The 19,427-nt window shown below is 57.3% G+C and carries 18 protein-coding genes and 1 pseudogene; 10 read left to right on the top strand and 9 right to left on the bottom strand.

Features of this window, described 5'->3' with window-relative positions:
• Positions 1 to 57 precede the first annotated feature (57 nt).
• Positions 58 to 279, bottom strand: coding sequence for a hypothetical protein (locus QMK58_RS10165; RefSeq protein ID WP_053157755.1), 222 nt, complete (start codon positions 277 to 279; stop codon positions 58 to 60).
• A 188-nt stretch (positions 280 to 467) separates the two neighbouring features.
• Here QMK58_RS10165 and dusA point away from each other — a divergent pair, with 188 nt between their 5' ends.
• Positions 468 to 1,463 (top strand): tRNA dihydrouridine(20/20a) synthase DusA, encoded by a 996-nt coding sequence (dusA, locus tag QMK58_RS10160; RefSeq protein WP_082344444.1) that lies wholly within the window; start codon positions 468 to 470, stop codon positions 1,461 to 1,463.
• Positions 1,464 to 1,515: 52 nt separating this feature from the next.
• Here dusA and QMK58_RS10155 read toward each other — a convergent pair whose 3' ends face one another.
• Complete coding sequence (locus QMK58_RS10155) at positions 1,516 to 2,352, bottom strand: undecaprenyl-diphosphate phosphatase (RefSeq protein WP_053157751.1); 837 nt, start codon at positions 2,350 to 2,352, stop codon at positions 1,516 to 1,518.
• A 544-nt stretch (positions 2,353 to 2,896) separates the two neighbouring features.
• Between QMK58_RS10155 and QMK58_RS10150 the strand changes: the two genes are divergently transcribed.
• The 3 genes from QMK58_RS10150 (at position 2,897) to QMK58_RS10140 (ending at position 6,360) form a co-directional block, all read left to right on the top strand.
• Complete coding sequence (locus QMK58_RS10150) at positions 2,897 to 3,637, top strand: winged helix-turn-helix domain-containing protein (protein ID WP_053157748.1); 741 nt, start codon at positions 2,897 to 2,899, stop codon at positions 3,635 to 3,637.
• A gap of 294 nt (positions 3,638 to 3,931) precedes the next feature.
• Positions 3,932 to 4,591, top strand: coding sequence for a winged helix-turn-helix domain-containing protein (locus QMK58_RS10145; protein WP_053157745.1), 660 nt, complete (start codon positions 3,932 to 3,934; stop codon positions 4,589 to 4,591).
• 374 nt (positions 4,592 to 4,965) lie between these two features.
• On the top strand, positions 4,966 to 6,360 hold the full coding sequence (locus QMK58_RS10140) for an undecaprenyl-phosphate glucose phosphotransferase (RefSeq protein ID WP_053157742.1): 1,395 nt from the start codon (positions 4,966 to 4,968) through the stop codon (positions 6,358 to 6,360).
• Positions 6,361 to 6,482: 122 nt separating this feature from the next.
• On the opposite strand, the gene QMK58_RS10135 is transcribed toward QMK58_RS10140, so the two are convergent.
• Positions 6,483 to 7,346, bottom strand: a complete 864-nt coding sequence (locus QMK58_RS10135; RefSeq protein ID WP_053157739.1) for a LysR family transcriptional regulator — start codon at positions 7,344 to 7,346, stop codon at positions 6,483 to 6,485.
• Positions 7,347 to 7,442: 96 nt separating this feature from the next.
• Between QMK58_RS10135 and QMK58_RS10130 the strand changes: the two genes are divergently transcribed.
• Positions 7,443 to 8,342 carry a DMT family transporter gene (locus tag QMK58_RS10130; RefSeq protein ID WP_320396211.1) on the top strand — a complete coding sequence of 300 codons (900 nt, stop codon included), beginning with the start codon at positions 7,443 to 7,445 and terminating at the stop codon, positions 8,340 to 8,342.
• Positions 8,343 to 8,482: 140 nt separating this feature from the next.
• Here QMK58_RS10130 and QMK58_RS10125 read toward each other — a convergent pair whose 3' ends face one another.
• Positions 8,483 to 9,376 carry a LysR family transcriptional regulator gene (locus QMK58_RS10125; protein WP_053157733.1) on the bottom strand — a complete coding sequence of 298 codons (894 nt, stop codon included), beginning with the start codon at positions 9,374 to 9,376 and terminating at the stop codon, positions 8,483 to 8,485.
• Between the two features lie 160 nt (positions 9,377 to 9,536).
• Here QMK58_RS10125 and ampC point away from each other — a divergent pair, with 160 nt between their 5' ends.
• The gene (gene ampC / locus QMK58_RS10120) at positions 9,537 to 10,703 is read left to right on the top strand and encodes a class C beta-lactamase (protein ID WP_053157730.1); all 1,167 of its coding nucleotides are present in this window, start codon (positions 9,537 to 9,539) and stop codon (positions 10,701 to 10,703) included.
• 279 nt (positions 10,704 to 10,982) lie between these two features.
• Here ampC and QMK58_RS10115 read toward each other — a convergent pair whose 3' ends face one another.
• From QMK58_RS10115 to QMK58_RS10105, 3 genes are all read right to left on the bottom strand, one after another.
• Positions 10,983 to 11,534 carry a DUF4174 domain-containing protein gene (locus QMK58_RS10115; protein WP_053157727.1) on the bottom strand — a complete coding sequence of 184 codons (552 nt, stop codon included), beginning with the start codon at positions 11,532 to 11,534 and terminating at the stop codon, positions 10,983 to 10,985.
• A gap of 227 nt (positions 11,535 to 11,761) precedes the next feature.
• Complete coding sequence (locus QMK58_RS10110) at positions 11,762 to 12,547, bottom strand: sulfite exporter TauE/SafE family protein (RefSeq protein ID WP_053157724.1); 786 nt, start codon at positions 12,545 to 12,547, stop codon at positions 11,762 to 11,764.
• Positions 12,548 to 12,736: 189 nt separating this feature from the next.
• Positions 12,737 to 13,417 carry a hypothetical protein gene (locus QMK58_RS10105; RefSeq protein ID WP_256220610.1) on the bottom strand — a complete coding sequence of 227 codons (681 nt, stop codon included), beginning with the start codon at positions 13,415 to 13,417 and terminating at the stop codon, positions 12,737 to 12,739.
• Between the two features lie 288 nt (positions 13,418 to 13,705).
• Between QMK58_RS10105 and QMK58_RS10100 the strand changes: the two genes are divergently transcribed.
• Positions 13,706 to 14,527 carry an aldo/keto reductase gene (locus QMK58_RS10100; protein ID WP_053157718.1) on the top strand — a complete coding sequence of 274 codons (822 nt, stop codon included), beginning with the start codon at positions 13,706 to 13,708 and terminating at the stop codon, positions 14,525 to 14,527.
• A 29-nt stretch (positions 14,528 to 14,556) separates the two neighbouring features.
• Positions 14,557 to 15,027, top strand: a complete 471-nt coding sequence (locus tag QMK58_RS10095; protein WP_053157715.1) for a DUF1810 domain-containing protein — start codon at positions 14,557 to 14,559, stop codon at positions 15,025 to 15,027.
• On the opposite strand, the gene QMK58_RS10090 is transcribed toward QMK58_RS10095, so the two are convergent.
• Positions 14,992 to 17,352, bottom strand: a complete 2,361-nt coding sequence (locus QMK58_RS10090; protein ID WP_320396210.1) for a DNA polymerase II — start codon at positions 17,350 to 17,352, stop codon at positions 14,992 to 14,994. The genes QMK58_RS10095 and QMK58_RS10090 overlap by 36 nt on opposite strands.
• A 272-nt stretch (positions 17,353 to 17,624) precedes the next feature.
• Between QMK58_RS10090 and QMK58_RS10085 the strand changes: the two genes are divergently transcribed.
• Entirely contained in the window at positions 17,625 to 18,065 is a 441-nt protein-coding gene (locus tag QMK58_RS10085; RefSeq protein ID WP_053157709.1) for a CBS domain-containing protein, read from the top strand.
• A 53-nt stretch (positions 18,066 to 18,118) separates the two neighbouring features.
• Here the strand turns inward: QMK58_RS10085 and QMK58_RS10080 are convergent, their stop codons facing one another.
• The gene (locus tag QMK58_RS10080; RefSeq protein ID WP_053157706.1) at positions 18,119 to 18,742 is read right to left on the bottom strand and encodes a glutathione S-transferase; all 624 of its coding nucleotides are present in this window, start codon (positions 18,740 to 18,742) and stop codon (positions 18,119 to 18,121) included.
• 274 nt (positions 18,743 to 19,016) lie between these two features.
• Between QMK58_RS10080 and QMK58_RS10075 the strand changes: the two are divergent.
• Positions 19,017 to 19,337, top strand: a pseudogene (locus QMK58_RS10075) (hypothetical protein); the annotation flags it as partial.
• Positions 19,338 to 19,427 lie beyond the last annotated feature (90 nt).

Genomic DNA, 19,427 nt, shown 5'->3' with positions numbered 1-19,427 from the left:
TTATGCAAAAAAAGGGGCGATCCTGTTGGAGCGCCCTTGTTCATTGCGGGCCATGTATCAGTCGTCATGGAGTAACCCGCAACTGTACTCACCGAAGCTATTGCTCAGCGCATTACCGTGGAAATTCATCCGGCTGGAGTTGCTGTTGGCTGGCCCTGGCCCAAAACCGGCAAACGGCACCGAGTCGGCCGAATAATCCCGATGGGAGCTCACCCCCGAACAGGCGCTCAATAGCAAAGCGCCGGCAACCAACGAGACTTTGACGAGGCTTTCGATCATTTTCAGATTCCTGTGGAGGGTGGGCAGCGATAGTCATCCTGCGCCGCGTCATTGCCAGGCACGATGAAACCTTGCGATGTGACAGCTGCCGTTCAGGTACTAATCCAACCCGCCGGTCTCTCCTCCACCCCTTGAACCCAATCCTGATAAACTCCCCACCTCCCAGCCTCACCGATTCCAGATCCCCCATGTCCGTAACCACCGCCACACCCGCACCGCTCTCCCGCCGCTTTTCCGTGGCGCCCATGATGGATTGGACCGATCGCCACTGCCGGTTTTTCCTGCGCTTATTGTCGAAAAACGCTCTTCTCTATACCGAAATGGTCACCACCGGTGCTTTGCTCAACGGGGATCACGAACGTTTCCTGCGCCATGACGAGGCCGAGCATCCGCTGGCGTTGCAGCTCGGTGGCAGTGTTCCGCTGGATTTGGCGGCTTGCGCGCGCATGGCTCAGGAGCATGGGTACGACGAGGTGAATCTGAACGTCGGCTGCCCGAGTGATCGGGTGCAGAACAATATGATCGGCGCGTGCCTGATGGGGCATCCGCAATTGGTCGCCGATTGCGTGAAGGCCATGCAGGACGCGGTGTCGATTCCAGTGACGGTGAAGCACCGGATCGGGATTAACGGGCGAGACAGTTACGAACAATTGTGTGATTTCGTCGGCACGGTTCGGGATGCCGGCTGTACCAGTTTTACCGTGCACGCGCGGATTGCGATTCTGGAGGGGTTGTCGCCGAAGGAAAACCGTGACATTCCGCCCCTGCGTTACGACGTGGCGGCACAGCTGAAGGCGGATTTTCCGGAGCTGGAGATCATACTCAACGGCGGCATCAAGACACTCGAAGCCTGTCACGAGCATTTGCAGACCTTCGACGGGGTGATGCTGGGTCGGGAGGCGTATCACAATCCTTATGTCATGGCGCAAGTTGATCAGCAGCTGTTTGGCAGTACGTCACCGATCATTACTCGCGCCGAAGCGCTGGCGCAGTTACGGCCTTATATCGCTGCGCACATTGATGCGGGCGGTTCGATGCACCACATCACTCGCCATGTGCTCGGGCTGGGCACCGGGTTCCCGGGGGCGCGCAAGTTTCGCCAGTTGTTGTCGGTGGATATTCACAAGGCCAAAGAGCCTCTGGCATTGCTGGATCAGGCAGCGGAGTTGCTTGAAGGGCGTTGATGCGCTGCAGATAGCCCTCCAGCCAGGCGGTATGATCCGCCTGGTTCTGTCGTCAGCCTGCTGCGGCGGCCGACGTCCAGCTCACCCAACCGAACGCCCAGGTTGCCAGGATCAACAATCCAAAAGCGATCCGGTACCAGGCGAATGCTGCATAGCTATGGTTCGCAATGAACTTCAGCAGGCCTCGAACAGCGATCATCGCGAAAAAGAAGGCTGTAACAAAACCGAGGGCAAATACCGGCAGATCACTCCCCTCGAACAGGTCCCGGTACTTGTAGCCCGAATACACCGCTGCACCGACCATCGTTGGCATCGCCAAAAAGAACGAGTACTCCGTGGCAGCCTTGCGCGACAGGCCAAACAGCAAGCCACCGATAATCGTCGATCCGGAGCGGGAAGTACCCGGAATCATCGCCAGGCATTGCGCGAAACCTACCTTTAAGGCATCTGACCAGCGCATGTCATCAACATGATCGATGCGTACAACATGCTCGCGCCGCTCAGCCCACAACATGACGATGCCACCGGCGACCAATGCAACAGCCACAGTGATCGGATTGAACAGATACTCATGAATCCCGTCAGCGAACAACACGCCCAGCACAACAGCCGGAAGAAAACCGATCAGCAAGTTGAGGGTAAAACGTTGTGCATTGCGTTGGTTCGGCAAACCTTTGATGATTGTGCAGATTTTTTCACGAAACTCCCAAACCACAGCCAGAATGGCGCCCAACTGAATAATGATATTGAACGCCATGGCGCGTTCACCGCCAAATGCCAACACGTCTGCAACAATTATCTGGTGACCTGTACTTGATATGGGCAAAAACTCAGTCAAGCCTTCTACAGCACCTAAAATCAACACTTTGAAAAGGGTCCAGAAATCCATTACTCCTCCATCAGGTCGCTTATAAAAAAACGGCCCCTCAACTGCACTCAGATGTTGAGATGCTCAAATAAATCAATCGCTACACCCGCGGCCATTACCTGACTTGGCGCGGCAGAATATGCCCTGCCCAAACAAACACTCAAGCCATGTTATTAATCGTCCGCCTACGAATAACTTTTGAAAAATTTAGTGCTGAGTGGAAAAAGTCTCTGCGCCTGATAAAATGTGACCGCTCTCACACATTCAGAATTCACACTGGACTTTTCATCCTGGACACCCAGAGAGATCAACAGTGGCAAAACGACATAAAAACAAATCGCCATCAATGCAAAATAGTGGCACAATTCCATAATGCCACCATCTAACGATGGCTATTTCACTAGTTCAGCCAGCCGAGAAAAGCAACTAAAAGCTTGAAAAGCTTAATTATTGTTAGAAAACTCGGGAGCCACGTCTAAAATCCGCGTAAATGTTACCAATTGTCAGTCACAGATGAGAACCGGTGCTTTAACATCCCGATGTCAGCACCTATTCGAGTCAATGCATGATGCTTACAGGGAACTTAGCGACTAGAAGCCAGCGCCAGACAAACGATGAACCCGGTGTTCTCACTCTGGGTCGTACCCGTGGCGTGGCTGAACACTTTAGAGCGCTAGTCGCAAGGCATGTGCGGACCGATATCGCACTAGAAGCCCATTCGTACATTAGTTCACCCAAGAACAATGAACACCTCGGTTCGTATCGAGCCATCTTCATCATCATCGACAGCCCCCAGGCCCTCGAAGAAAGCCTGGCGCTGGTGGAGAACCTGCGCACCGGCAACTTGAAACCCATCATTTGCGCGGTCATCACGGGGCGGGGCGCCTTCAACAAGATAAAGTACTATCTTGCTGGGGCCGACTTTTGTATCAAACTCAATACTCTTTCCGACGAAGGCTCCGAGTTGCTTGCCGAATTCTTCAATAGTGAAGAATGGCAAAGCGACCTCAACCTGACATTGGACCCCACACGAATTTGCTTACTGGGCACCAGCAAGAGGCTGGACATTTCTTTTGCAGAAATGAAGATCCTGGAAGCATTCGCGCAAACCAGCAACCATATACTTAGCCATGACGAAATCGCCAACATCATGGGTCTGAACAGTCACTTTTATGACCCCAGAGCGCTGGAAAAATCGATCAGTCGTCTTCGCGGAAAAATCAAGGACATGTACGGCACGAACGCGATCCAGAGCATTCGCGGGCATGGGTACCGCTTGATGAGAGGACTGATTTCGACCACCTGACGCCAACCTGGCAAGGCACTTTGATATCAATTAGCCAGATAAAATCAACGATACAAAGATATCGGCATCATCGTTTATCCGGCACTTCAAACTTGATGGGAATTTATCGCCTCCGTGACCGTAGCAACACCGAACCATAACAATAAAAGTTTATTCTATTGCAGCAGATCGAGTGGAACCTATCGAGGGCCAATTTTGGGCCCAGACCCTGCCTTTCGATTACTTCCGTGGGAGTCGTTACTCCCCTGCCGATCATCTTTTAGCCAAATTTGGTGTGTACGTTAGGAGAGAGACATGGAAACCAGTACAACCCTTCCAAGAAAATATTTTGTGGTCGTGACCCATAGCACTACGTCGCAGCGTGAACTCGAAACCATCCTGTCCAGTGAGCGCTTCAACTCGTTTGGCACCGCCCAGGCACAAATGTTTATTGAAGGTATTGCTCCGCCCTCTAACGCTCCGGTGCTGATGGAATTCACCTACCCAAGCGTTTCAAGGAAAAATGTCGCGCGCAGTATCGAACACGACACACAAAGAATACTGGCGACACTTGAGTCCGAATGGCTGGCTGCACAACCTCCGAATCCCTTCCATCGCCTGCCGGCAATAACAGGTGACATCAGTCATACCTCCCGAACAATCGAGGATGACGCGCTATGCGGCAAAGCCTGGCAACTCGACAACGATCAAAGCGTATTGGTCAAAGAGGGTGTCGAGGTCAGCTTGACTGGTTTGGAAGCCGCGCTGATCAAGAAAATGCTGCACCACGAAGAGCGTGTCGTCAGTCGAGACGAACTGATACTCAGCATCGGTAGAGAACCGGAACATTATCGCGGACTTGAAATGTGCCTGAGTCGCCTGCAGGACAAGTTCAAAAGTGCCAGTAACGGTGAGCGACTGTTTCGTGCCGTACGCAACCGTGGCTATTGCCTGATCCAGGAAGTCGTAGCCTGAGCCCGTACTACTGATAAATAAAACAAACAGAAAAGTGCGACTACAACAATAAAAAAGCACTCTGTTTGGCCTCCTTCGCCAGTTGACTCTATCCCCCGCCCCTACAATATCAATACAATATTTATTATTCACCCCATCCTCTACGACGTTTTCTAACACCCAACCTTTTCAACAACTTTAATAGTTGGCATTGTGCCACCTTGTTAGAACTCGTCAGACAGCATCCCCACCAATAACTTAGTCTATTGACTGACGACAGTTCGGCCTATCGACGTTGTTACCTCAGGACACTCGCTCTAACAACAATAATAAGTCTACTTAACAACTCGGTTTTCAACTGTTGAAACCTGGATGGACGTCTTTTGGGGATATCTATGGATCTTACTCTTCGCATCAATCGAAACACCGGCCTCAAGGGACTTACCTTTTGGGGGCAATGGGCGCTGGCGCAGGGCTTTGTTGTTTCATTGTTGTTTACCCTCGCCGAGCAACAAACGGGCACAGTCGAGTTCTATTACCGAATGTGCGCCACGCTGGCTGTTTTGGCCTCGGTTCCGGCTTACACATTCAGCGGCGTGTATCGAAAAAGGGACAACTACCTGACGGGCCTGGGACGTTTGCTCATGGGCTGGTCCATGACCATGGCAGCGCTGGCCTGCATTGCGTTTATCTGCAAGGCCGATGAGTTGTTTTCCAGGCAGGTGATCCTGAGCTGGGCGGTGTATGGCTTCCTCGGACAGGCGCTGCTGTATGCGCCCCTGCATGCGTTCTCGAAGTTCTACCAACGCTCGCGTAAAAGCGAGCATAAAACCCTGATCGTCGGTACTGGCGAATTGGCGCTGGGGTTGGCAAACAAGCTGAGCACCCTAGAAAACCTTCCACTGGTAGGCCTGGTCAGCAACGGCGCCCTCCCCACTCTGGAGCCAGGAGCACCGCCCATCGTCGGCGCCCAGGAAGATCTGCTGGATCTGATCAAAGCCCACCACATTCGTCGTTTGTACATCACCTTGCCGCTCTCGGAAGCGGCAAAGATCGAAGCCATGTACGTCGATCTGCTGGATGCCAACGTAGACGTGGTCTGGGTGCCGGACTTGAACAGCCTGACGCTGCTCAATCACTCGGTGAAAGTCGTGGACGGCCTGCCAGCGATTTACCTCAACGAAAGCCCGCTGACCAGCCGGCCTACCGCTGCGCTGAGCAAGAGCCTGGTGGAAAAAAGCGTTGCGCTGTTGGCTATCATCTTTCTGAGCCCGGTGCTGCTGGTCATTGCACTGGCAGTGAAGATCAATTCACCGGGCCCGGTATTCTTCAAGCAGGACCGCCACGGCTGGAATGGCAAGGTGATTCAGGTCTGGAAGTTCCGTTCGATGCGTGTGCACGATGATCATGAAGTCAAGCAGGCCAGCCGTAACGACTCGCGCATCACCGCCGTCGGGCGCTTCATCCGCCGCACTTCGCTGGATGAGTTGCCGCAGCTGTTCAATGTGCTTCAAGGACACATGGCGCTGGTCGGTCCGCGCCCACATGCCATCGCGCACAACAACTATTACTCCGGGAAAATCCTCGCCTACATGGCGCGCCACCGAATCAAGCCGGGCATTACCGGTCTTGCGCAAATCAACGGTTGCCGGGGTGAGACCGATACCATCGACAAGATGCAGAAGCGTGTCGAGATCGACCTCAAGTACATCAACAACTGGTCGTTGTGGCTGGATGTAAAGATCCTGGTGAAGACACCGTTTACGTTGTTGTCGAAGGACATTTACTGATGGATTAGGACTGTACAACGCAACATTGCGAGGGGACGCCAGTCCCCTTTTTTGTGGCTGTAATTCGGGTTTTGGCGCCTGTCATACAGGCACATCGCCTGCGCGCTTGCGCAGGAACTGCGTCAGACAAACTCTTCGCGCAGCATCGCCACAAACGCCTCTCGCGCCGGGTGCACCCCGGCGTTTTCATGCCAGTAGAACAAGTTCTCGACCGCCGTCAGTTCGGGGAACTCATAGCCTACACAACCGGCGCCTTTGGCGAATTGATCGAACACACCTTTGGGCACCAGCGCCACACCGGCGCCAGCACTGACACACCCTACAATCGCGCCATAACTGGCCAGACTGACAATCGGCAACGCTAGCCCCTGCCGCAACAACCAATGCTCAAGGGCCGCCCGATATGGACAACCCTGGGGCCACATGAATACGGTTTTGTCGTGCAAATCAGTCATGTCGCGCACCGGCCCCAACGACGTAGAGGCAATCAGCAGAAGATCTTCGCGGTACATCGGCGTGCGCTTGAGGTGGGGACGCTCGACATCCACCGCGACAATCGCACCGTCGAGTCGATGGCTCAACGTGTCGTCGAGCAACTGGCCCCAACTGCCGGTGGTCAGTTCCAGCGCCACAGCGGGGTATCGCTTGTGAAACTTGGCCAGCAACCGAGGCAAACGACCGGTGGCCGAAGACTCGATGGCACCAATGCGCAGCGGTCCTGAAGGTTCGGCCGAAGGGTCCACTGCACGCTTGGCTTCAGCGGTCAGCGCGAGAATTTTCGAGGCGTAGGCCAGGAACGTCTGACCCGACGGACTGATGCGCAGTCCGCGCCCCTCGCGCAGGAACAGCGCAACACCCAATTCCGCTTCCAGCGACTTGATCCGTGCCGTGATATTCGACGGCACGCAATGCAGCAATTGGGCGGCACGCGCGATGCTGCCCTGCTCGGCCACGGTCTTGAACATGCGAATCTGCGCCAACTCCATACATCACCAAAAGTGAACGTTTTACGCAGTATAAGTCAGTTGTGGTGAGCAACATGCATTCTGATACTGGCTGCATTCACCCACTGGTGCACGACCATGAAGCCGCTCAGCCCCTCCCCATTGAAAATCATCCTGACCATGGCATTTGTCGTGACCTGCTGGGGGTATTCCCCCACCGGCATCCATATCGGTTTGCAAGCTTATGATCCAGGGCATCTGGCGCTGCTGCGCTTTTTGATCGCGTCCGGGTTCATGGCGCTGGTAGCGGTGTTCAGAGGCATCCGCCTGCCGGCCCTTCGCGATCTGCCCCTGCTGTTCGGGTTGGGTTTCTTTGCCGTGAGCCTGCATCACGTGGCGATCAACTTCGGGCAACAAGGGGTCAGCGCCGGCGCATCGAGTGTCCTGGCGCAAACGACACCGCTGTTCAGTACGCTACTGGCGCGCTTCGTGTTCAAGGACCGGGTGACTCTGTGGCGCTGGGGTTGTGTCTTGCTCGGCCTGATCGGCGCGGTGATTGTGGTGACGGGGGATCACGGGCTGGCCAGCATCGACGCCCACGGCTTGCTGATTTTGTTGGCGGCGGTTTCCTGGAGTCTCTATTTTGCCCTGCAAAAGCATCACACCGGGCGTTATGACGGATTGACGCTGGTCTGCTACACGGTCTGGTCCGGGACAGTATTGCTGTTGCTTTTTTTGCCGGGGTTGGCGGAGCAGGTGGCGATTGCGCCGCTGCGAGTGCAGTTCGCGGTGGTTGCCCTGGGAATCTTCCCGAGTGCGCTGGCGTACCTGGCCTGGGCCTATGTCCTGGCGCATGTCGACCTGAGCCGGGCGACCATGACGCTATATCTGACGCCGCCGACGGCAATGGTCATTGCATCGGTTGCCCTTGGCGAGCGGCCGACACTGATGATTGTGAGCGGGGCGTTGGTGGTGTTGGCAAGTGTGCTGGCCTTGAATCTGGAGCGCAAGCCAGTGGCTCGGGTGGCCAGTGTCTGATCGTAAAGGTGAGCTCCGGCAATTGGCATGTTCGCGCGATCATGACAAAGACATGGGGGCGCGGGACGCCAGCGTGGCGATGCAGTTTTTAATCCCGGGCTGGACGTTCGATCACAAGCGGCCGTGCTGGTACGCTGACATCAACAGTCGCGCAAGGCCTGGCTTTGCGCGGCGTCGACAAGCCAGCTACGGAACGCCGTCATCGCGGCGGTTTCCGGGCGGGATTGCAAGCGAGTCAGCCAGTAGCTGCCGGTGACGATGCCAATTGCGAACGGCTGACGGATCCTCTGTTCCGTCAGTTGCCGGGCAAACATCATCGGGGGGGCCAATGCCACACCGAGACCTTGAATAGCCGCCTCCATCATTGCCAGCGAAGAGTCGAATACAATGCTGCGCGGCGGTGCCGCCTGATCGGTCAAACCGGCTGCGTGGAACCATTGTGACCACTCATCCATGCGATATGAGCGCAACAACGTCTGTTGCAACAAATCGGCCGGTGTTTCCAATCGACGGGCAATGTCCGGCACGCAGAGCACCGACAATGGCGCCTCGATCAAGCGCAACGCTTCGATCCCGTGCCAGGCCCCCGCACCGAAGCGAATGGCGTAATCGAGCCCTTCGGCGGCCACGTCCACGCGGTTGTTGTTGGTCGACAGACGCAAGTCAATCAGCGGGTATCGTGCCTGGAAATCCGCCAACCGAGGGAGCAGCCAGCCCACCGCAAACGTTCCGACCGCCCCGACCGTCAACACTTCGCGGTAGTGCCCGTCTTCAAACCGCTCAAGGGTCTCGGCAATTCGGTCGAAGCAATCGCGCAACACCGGCAACAGGGTCTCGCCTTCGCTGGTCAACATCAGGCCACGGGGCAAGCGTTTGAACAGCGTGACGCCCAGCTGCCCCTCAAGCCCTTTGACCTGATGACTGACGGCAGCCTGAGTGACACACAACTCTATCGCCGCCCGGGTGAAGCTCAAATGCCGTGCCGAGGCTTCAAAGGCGCGAAGTGCATTCAATGGCAACTGAGGCCGGATCATGCTCACCCCCTAGTTTTTCTAATGACTCGTGCGAATTATCGTCGTTTGTCGAGCGTGACTGAACTGCTTAGATTTGGCTCGCCTTTCAGCGCCCCCAGACGAGAGGGCGCCCAAGGCACGTCAGCTACAATAATCAAAACTCAGGGAATGTGACTTGAAAATGTTCACGCTAAACATTCAGAAGGCATTGTCCTACAGTACTTTCGGACTTTTCCTCGGCGCCGGTCACTGCGTTGCCGCTACGCCCACGGACGCACAACTTGAAAACGTGGTGACCGCCGCCATCAAGCCTGTCATGCAGCAACAAAAGATCAATGGCATTGCTGTCGCGGTCACGCAGAATGGCAGGCAGCATTACTTTAACTACGGTGTAGCCAGCAAAGAAGACGGTAAACCGGTTGATCAGAACACCCTGTTCGAAATCGGCTCCGTCAGCAAAACCTTCACCGCGACCCTCGTTGCCTACGCACAGACCACCGGCAAACTATCTCTGACCGAAAAGGCCAGTGACGTGTTGCCAGCGTTGCGTGGTAGCGCGTTCGATCACGTCAGTCTGCTCCAACTGACCACCTACAGTGGCGACGGCCTGCCTCTGCAATTCCCTGCCCAGTCAGATTCGCCGGATAAAATGCTCGCCTACTTCAAACAGTGGAAGCCGGTTAGCGCGCCCGGCAGCAAACGGCAGTATTCAAATCCGAGCATCGGGTTGTCCGGCTACCTCGCCGCACGACGCATGGGTCAGCCGTTCGATGAGGCCATTGAAAACACCTTGCTGCCCAAACTCGGCTTGAAGCACACCTACCTCACGGTGCCGCAAGATCAGATCGCGCTGTACGCGCAAGGCTATGACAAGAACGGCAAACCCGTGCGAGTCGGGCCCGGCGCACTGGATTCCGAGGCGTACGGGGTCAAGACCAGCGCGGCAGACCTGATCGCCTATGTCGAAGCCAACATGAAACCCTCGCGTCTGGATAAACCGCTGCAACAGGCTATCGCGCTGACCCACACCGGCTACTACACCGTTGGCGACATGACCCAGGGCCTGGGCTGGGAATTTTATCGCTACCCGATCACCCTGGATCGATTGGTGGCGGGCAACTCGACGCCGATGGCGATGGAGGCGCACAAGGTTCAGTGGCTCAACCCACCACAAGCGCAACCAGAGAACGTACTGTTGAACAAGACCGGCTCGACCGGTGGATTCGGCGCGTACGTCGCGTTCGTGCCGTCAAAGGACATTGGCATTGTGATTCTGGCCAACAAGAATTATCCCAATGCGGAGCGCGTCAAGATTGCTCATCAGGTATTGAGTACGCTGGCCGAGTAATCCCGACACAACGCCACGCATCAGGCCTGCGACGCTTTCAGATAGCTTCGGGACTACGCTGAACAGGACATGAGGGCTGATCCATGAAAGTGCTGTGGGTTGATGACCACGCCGTCGTGCGCATGGCGATCGGGATGATTCTCGCTCGGGAAGGCCATGAGATTGGTCGGCTCGGGTACTGTTTGCCTTGATGACAAATCAAAACGAATACAAGCCAGATTCTATGCTCGGGGGTTCCCCCAAAAACATGGAATTTCCCACAGAAAAGCCCGCCCCTGGTCAGTCATCAGGCATTTCAGGTGGCTTGACGGGTTTGCCCGCCTTGCCCGGTTTGGTGCCCTTGGCGCCTTTGGCCGCGGGCGCTTCAGGCTCCGGAGTGGCCACTGTTGGCGGCGGGGCTTCCTTCTCGGCTGCCGGCAATTGATCGACGGCCGTGAAAATATCCGCCAGCTTGATGTTCTCCGACTGTTCAAGCTTCTTTTCGCCATCCTTGCCAACCAGTATCACCTTGGTCTTGGCCCCTGCCCCCAATTTCAGCGAGCGGATCAATGCCGCCGTGTCCTGCGGCCCTAGGTCCTTGCCTTCGCGCTGACCCATCAGGTTGAGCACGGTGTACAGCACCATGTTGCGATCAGTGAAACCCTTGCGATTGGCCGGCTCATCCAGCGACTGTTTCAGGCTGACCCACATTGGGTCAACGGTGCTCGGGGCGATGACAATCAGCGGTCGGGACCGGCCCTTGTCCATGTCCAGTGGTGAGTCGCCATCGGCAGCGAACAGGGGGCCGGCGATTGCCAGCAGGGTAGCCAGGGTCAGTGACCTGATGAGCATGCGCCTCTCCTTTTGATATCCACGCTCTAATGATTGCGCATCGCGGCGTTCGTTCCGGTGACGCTTGGCAAATGTGCTTTGCCTTGCCCCAAGCTTAGGTCAGCGCGGTCATTGCGCAACAGGTCGGAGCAATCTCGGGCGGGAGGCAGCGGGTGTATATCGATGTCCTGGACAAGCATCTGCCGGACAGTATTCACCCGCGAATGAGATTGGCGCAGCGGATCGAATCAGAACGCCAGCTTGTAGCCGATCAGCATCAGCATGGTTGCCAGGCAAGGGCGCAGCATTTCATCGGAGATACGCCCGGTCAGGTGGCTGCCCAGATAAATCCCCGGCAACGAACCGACCAGCAAGTAACCCAGCACCTGCCAATCCATGTTGCCCATGCTTGCGTGGCCGAGACCGGCGACCAGCGTCAGCGGAACGGCGTGGGCAATTTCCGTTCCCACCAGACGGCGAGTCGGCAACAACGGATAAAGGATGAACAGTGCCACGGTGCCCAGGGCGCCAGCGCCGATGGAAGTCAGTGCAACCATGGTGCCGAGGACCAGGCCGGTAATGACCGTCATGACATTGAGGCGCGGGCCACTCGGGTTGTAGTTGCCACCGGCGCGCTTGTGAGCGAAATCCAGCAAGCGCTTTTTGAACAGGATTGCCAGCGCCGTAGCGAACAACACAAAGCCCAGGGCCTGCTTGATGATGGCGTTCATCGCGTCGGGACTTTCGTGCAACGTGCTGAGGAACCACAACGTCAGCACCACCGCCGGGACACTGCCCAGGGTCAGCCAACCGGTAATCGCCCAATCGATGTTGTTGTTCTTTCGGTGAACCAGCACCCCACTGGATTTGGTGATAGCCGCGTAGAGCAGATCGGTGCCGACGGCAGTGGCCGGGTTGATGCCGAACCACAGCAGGATCGGGGTCATCAACGATCCACCACCTACGCCAGTCATGCCGACGATAAAACCAACCACCAACCCTGCAATGACCAACCCGATGTTCACTAAATCCATTGATACGTCCACAAAGATCGCAGGGAAATCCGGCCCGCAGCATAGCGATATTTCTTATAACCAGTTATATCGATACGATCTATCTTTATACCCGAACCTCATCAGCGCTCTGTAAGAAGAGCCTGCTCTCGAAGACTGAGTGCCCGTCAACCCTTGGTCTATTGACGCACAGTAATCGCGAGCAAGGGTCTACTGCACCGGCAGGAAATTCAGGAACAAAAGGCTCTGCGCATAATTCAACCCGATACGCCGGTAGCGCTCGTCGAGCATCTGGGTCAGCAGATCCAGTCGGGCGACGATCTTGCCAAATTCCACGGCGAAGCTCAGGTTGCTGCCTTCCTCCGAAATCTCATTGGAGAACAGCAACGGCTGGCCCTCCTTGTTTTGCCGCTGGCTCAAAATCCAGGTGGCGATCTCGATATTGCGCGCCGCGTTGCTGACGAACACCGGATTGATCGCATCCGTCATGTAGAACTCCAGGCGATCGCCGTGAGCGGTCACCAGCATGCTGCCGATGGCGTAGATAAACGCCCCGACCCGATCTCCCAGGAACTCCGGGCTCATGGCAAAACGCAGCGCCGCCAGGTCCTTCTTGCCACCGAGGGTGGGCAACGGCTCCTGCCGTTCGATGGCCATGCGCACTTGCTTGCCTGCGGTGCGGGCATCGAGGAAACCGGACTTTTTGAGTTCTTCGGGGTTACGCAAGTACAGCTTGCCCATCAACAGATAAAGGCTGTCGAGGTTGTCGCGCATCGCCAGGGTCGCCATGCGGTCAACACTGGTTTGCAAAAACTCCTGGGGCCTGCCTTCACGCATCTGAGTAAAAATGTCGCTGCCCTGCTGCTGGCTGCAACCGGTAAAAAGCAACATCGACAGCGCGGCTGGCAGCCAGCAATGCCTTTTGAAAAGTGCGCAGATGAAAGGTAACGCTGTGGCCATGATTGCTTGAACTTGGGCATGGGCCGACGGTGGGGATCGCCGCGGGCTGCCAAGGATAGAGCCAGTCATTTGCAAAAAGTGCAGTGCCGGCCGACACCAATCGATCACTGGACACGTCGCGGATCGAAAAATCGCCGCTTGCGACAGACGCCTGAACAGCAATCCATGGTCTATTCTGCTGCGCACTGAAGTATCGACAGATTCACCACGGGGGTAGACATGCGCGTTCTCCAATTGGCTGGCGCCAACGTGCCAGTCATCGGCCAGGGCACTTGGCGGATGGGCGAAGACCGCTCACGACAGGCACAGGAAGTCGCTGCGCTGCGCCTGGGCATCGAGATGGGCATGACCCTGATCGACACGGCGGAAATGTACGCTGAAGGCGCGGCCGAAGAAATCGTGGGCCAAGCCATCGCCGGGCATCGCGACAGTGTCTTCCTGGTCAGCAAGGTCTACCCGCACAACGCCAGCCGTCAAGGGGTTGCCCAAGCGTGCGAACGTAGTCTGCGGCGCCTCGGCACCGACTACATCGATCTCTATTTACTGCACTGGCGTGGCCAGTATCCCCTTGAAGAAACCGTCGAGGCCTTTGAGCGCCTGCGCGAAGCGGGCAAGATCGGTCGATGGGGCGTGTCCAACTTTGATCTCGACGACCTGCATGAACTGGCCGCCCCCGCCTGTGCCACCAATCAGGTGCTCTACAACCTGGAAGAACGCGGCATAGAATTTGATTTGTTACCCTGGAGCCAGCAGCAACGGCTTGCCGTCATGGCGTACTGCCCGATTGGCCAAGGAGGCAAAATGCTGGCCAATGCTACGCTTAAACAAGTGGCCGCCCGTCACAGTGTGACGCCGGCCCAACTGGCGCTGGCATGGATTCTGCGTCAGGATGGCGTGATCGCCATCCCCAAGGCGGTCAGTCCCGAGCACGTGCGACTCAACGCCCAAGCGGCGGGTGTGCAACTTGAACCCGGGGACCTGGAGGCGCTGGACCAAGCGTTTCGCGCGCCACAACACAAGCAGCGGCTGGCCATGGTCTGAGCCATCGCGGAGTGTCAGAGGATTTCGGCATGAGAAGTACCGATCCGCTGGACGCCTTTAATCTGCAACGCTTCATTCAGGCGCAGGACCCCGTGTTTGACCGGGTCCAGGCCGAATTGAATGCAGGTCACAAGCGCAGTCACTGGATGTGGTTCATCTTTCCGCAATTTTCCGGGCTGGGAGGCAGCGAGATGTCGCGACATTTTGCCATCCGCTCCAGGGAAGAAGCCCAGGCCTATCTGGATCATCCATTGCTGGGCGCCAGGTTGCGCGCCTGTACACAAGATGTGCTGAACATTACACAGGCTTCGGTAGCGCAGATATTTGGCCATCCGGACGACCTGAAATTTCATTCATCCATGACCTTGTTTGCCCAGGTCGCGCCCGACGACAGCCTCTTCCATCAAGCCCTGAATCGGTATTTCCACGGCATTCTGGACGCATGGACCCTGGAGCTGATGGATTCAAAAAAGGCCCAGTTGCCCTCCAATCAGGGTTGAGAAATCGTCGTCGACAAAGGGCAGTATCGCGTCCGCCACCGGTTGCAGTTGCCGCGTGATGTAATGGTCATAATCGATTGGCGCGCTGCGGATTTCCAGCGGCTCAGGGCCGGCGACGGTGATCACGTAACTGATCCAGCCGCCATTCTGGTATTGCCGTGGGCGGCCCTGGCGGTCGTTGTAGTCGTCGGCGATGCGCGCCGCCCGCACGTGGGGTGGCACGTTGCGTTGATAGTCGTCGAGGGTTCGACGCAGGCGTTTGCGGTAGATCAGCCGGTCATCGAACTCTCCAGCGAGGGTTTTGTGCACGTAGTCGCGCACATAGTCCTGATACGGCTGGCGCTGAAAAATCCGCAAATACAGCTCCTGCTGGAATTGCCGGGCCAACGGCGACCAGTCGGTGCGCACGGTTTCCAGGCCTTTGTAGACCATTTCCTCGCTGCCATCGGTGCGGGTCACAAGTCCGGCGTAGCGCTTCTTGCTGCCCTCCTCGGCACCACGGATCGTGGGCATCAGAAAGCGTTTGTAGTGGGTTTCGTATTGCAGTTCGAGGGCGCTCTGCAGGCCGTATTCTTCCTGCACATGTTCGCGCCACCACTGATTGACGTGATCCACCAGGGCACGGCCGATCTGCGCGGCTTCCTCCTGGCCATGGGCGCGGCGCAGCCAGACGAAGGTCGAGTCGGTGTCGCCGTAAATCACCGCGTGGCCCTGGGCTTCGATCAACTGCCGGGTACGCAACATGATCTCGTGGCCGCGCAGGGTGATGGACGACGCCAGGCGCGTATCGAAGAAGCGGCAACCGCTGGAGCCGAGTACTCCGTAGAACGCGTTCATGATAATTTTCAGCGCCTGGGACAGCGGCGCGTTATTTTCGCGCTTGGCGATCTCCCGGCCTTCGGCGACCCGCGCGACGATCGACGGCAGGCAATGCCGGTTGCGGGAAAACCGCGCCCCGCGAAAACCCGGTACAGACTCGCTGTCATCCGGGTGCGCGAGGCCTTCGATCAAGCCCACCGGGTCGATCAGAAAGGTGCGGATGATCGAGGGATAAAGGCTTTTGTAGTCGAGCACCAGCACCGATTCGTATAACCCGGGTTGCGAATCCATGACGAACCCGCCGGGGCTGGCTTGCGGCGGTTTGCTGCCAAGGTTCGGCGCGACGAAGCCCTGGCGATGCATCAGCGGCATGTACAAATGGGTGAACGCCGCCACCGAACCACCCATGCGATCGGCCGGTAACCCGGTGACGCTGGCCCGCTCCAGCAGGAACGTCAGTAACTGGGTCTTGGCGAAAATCCGTGTGACCAGCTCGCAATCCTTGAGGTTGTACCTGGCCAGCGCCGGCTTGTCCTCGGCGAACATGCGGTTGATTTCGTCCATGCGCTGGTACGGATTGTCGATCGACTTGCCCTCGCCAAGCAGGGTCTGCGCGACATTTTCCAGGCTGAATGACGGAAAACTCCAGGTCGCCGAACGCAAGGCCTCGATGCCGTCGATGATCAGCCTTCCGGCAGCGGCAGCGAAATAGTGGTTGCCGCTGCCATGCTCGCGCCACTGCATCTCCTCGCCGCCACGCCCCAGCCGCAATGGCACCGCCAGGCGGCGGGCGTGCTCGTGAAGGATCCGCAGATCGAACTGCACGACGTTCCAGCCGATAATCGCGTCGGGGTCGAAACGCGCAAACCATTCGTTGAGTTTTTTCAGCAATGCCACGCGAGAATCGCAATACTCGAGCTGGAAATCCACCTCACTGTCGTCGCCGTTCGGCGAACCGAGCATGTACACCTGGCGTTCGCCGCAACCTTGCAGCGCGATGGAATACAACTCGCACTGGGCTGTGGTTTCGATGTCCAGGGACACCAGTTTGAGGCTGGGCCGGTACGTCGGGTCGGGTTTCATTTGGGCGTCGAGCAGCAGGCCATCGTCACCCGGCGAGCCATGAAACCGTACCGGCGCGGTGATGAAGCGCTCCATCATGTAACGCTCCGGCGGCCGCACGTCGGCCTCGTACACCTCAACGCCAGCCTTGCGCAGCGCGGTTTCCAGGCGCATCAACTGACCGTGCTGCTGGCAATACAGCCCCAGGACCGGACGGTGCTCGAAATCCTGCAACGCCAAGGGTTTGAGCTCGACGTTTTTCTCGTCGTGCAGCAGCGCTTCGGCTTGCGCTCGCTGCTCGGCGGGTATGAACGCCACCGACGGTTGATGAGGCAGGCGGATGCGCCGGGGCCCGCTGTCGGTCGCCAGCCAGAACTCGACTTCCGTGCCGGCCGGGGTGTCGCGCCAATGCCGGGTCAGGACGAATCCCTGCGCTAAATCCACCACTGCAAACCTCAGATTTGATTCAAGGTGATGATTCTACCCGTGATCACCCAGACTTAGCCGCCGGCCGGGAAAAGATCGCAGCCTTCGGCAGCTCCTGCGCGATTATGTGATCTCCCGTAGGAGCTGCCGAAGGCTGCGATCTTTTCGAGGATTGCAGAAGAAAAACCGCCAAATGGCGTTTTTTGCGTGTTATCTGCCGCTTTCGCCCTTGCCCTCAGCGCTTGGGTCTATGATCCTTCAGGAACAACGACAACACCCGAGTAACCACCATGAAAACCGTCGCCCAACTGCTCAAGCTCAAAGATCAGAAGAATCAGGAAGTGCACCAGATCAAGCCCGATCACATGGTGCTGGAAGCGCTGATGAAGATGGCCGAAAAGAACGTCGGCGCCTTGCTGGTGGTGGACAATGATGAAGTGCTCGGCATCATCAGCGAGCGGGATTATGCGCGCAAACTGGTACTGCATGGACGCTCTTCGGTGGGCACTCCGGTGCGCGACATCATGGTGTCGCCGGTGATTACCGTGGACACCCACCAAACCGTCGACACGTGCCTGGGCATCATGTCCGACAAGCGCCTGCGTCACTTGCCTGTGGTTGAGGATGGCAAGTTGATCGGCCTGCTTTCCATCGGCGACCTCGTCAAGGAAGCCATCGCCGAGCAGGCTGAACTGATCCGCCAGTTGGAGCAGTACATTCGCGGCGACTAATGCGAGCCCTGCAGGAGCTGGCTTGCCAGCTCCTGCAGGGCTCGACGGAGTTCTCAGGCGGGCCAATGCCGCGCAAACACCGGCGCCAGCACCGGGTGACGGTCAATCCGCTCCAGCCAGGCAAAGAACCCGGGCCGGGCATTGCGCAAATGCTCCCGGCTACCCGCCCACCGCGATATCACCGCCGCCAGCACATCCAGCGCACCAGGCGTTTCACCGCCCAGATACAAATCCCCCGAAAACTGATCGGCAAACACCTCCCAACTCCAGTGCAAACGTCGACGCGTGCCGGCCATGAGATTGTGCCTCGACGACTCATCGGCCTCGGCCAGCCAGCGCTCTGGGTAATCGATGATGCCGATGGCGGCATAGCAATTGGCGACGATATACGTCATGCCCCGGATTGCCTGGTCGCGCTCTGCGGGATCGTCCGGCAACAACCCCGATGAGGGAAACGTAAGCCCGAGGTGAATCAGGATCGCCGCGCTCTCGGTCAGGACACCGCCGTCGGGCCGCTGCAATGTCGGAATCTGTTTAAGCGGATTGAGCTTCTCGAGCGCCTGAGCGGCTTCCGTTGAGGCCTCGACATCAATAAAACGGTAAGGAATCTCACAAAGCTCCAGTGCGGCCTCAATCGCCGCCGCACCGGAATTCTGATGGCCGTAGAGTTGGTACATAAACATCTCCTAGCAGATCACAAGCACCCGGTGCCCCAATCAAATCCGCCGTCATGACAATCGCATGGGCATAAGCGCCAGCTATCCAGTGTAGAAGCCGCCACCTGCCTCGCCGTGGCCATCCGACGACCGCACCATCAAACCCACAGGAGGTATTGCACAACGCTCATCATTGCCATCGATGTTCACCATCACGTCAATGAAGTTCTCATAAAAAATCCGCGGCGTAACATCGGGTCCATACCCACCCGTAAGCACCCCGGAGCACACACTCATGAAACGCCAAATCCTTCTCGGCATCGCTTTCTCGGTTTTTGCAGTCAACGCTTTCGCTGCTACCTCTGCTCACCCGGTTGTCGCTGAAGGCGGCTCGGATCGTCTGATTGAAAGCCGCGTGGCCGAGGGTGATTCGGATCGCCTGATCGAGAATCGTGTGGCGGCTGATGGCTCTGACAAGCTGATCGAAAACCGCGTCGCCGCTGACGGCTCCGACAAGCTGATCGAAAACCGTGTCGCTGCTGACGGCTCCGACAAGCTGATCGAAAACCGTGTCGCCGAAGGTGCCTCCGATCGCCTGATCGAAAACCGCGCTGCCTGAATGAATGGTTCTACCGATAGCCTCGACAACCCCGCCTCACCCCGCCGCTTTTGTAGGAGCGAGCCTGCTCGCGATGGACTCATGCAC

The sequence above is a fragment of the Pseudomonas sp. P8_241 genome (assembly GCF_034008315.1).
In the GTDB taxonomy this organism is placed as follows: Bacteria; Pseudomonadota; Gammaproteobacteria; order Pseudomonadales; family Pseudomonadaceae; genus Aquipseudomonas.
The sequence above is the reverse complement of the archived record's forward strand: the minus strand, read 5'-3'. Positions and strand labels throughout refer to the sequence as shown.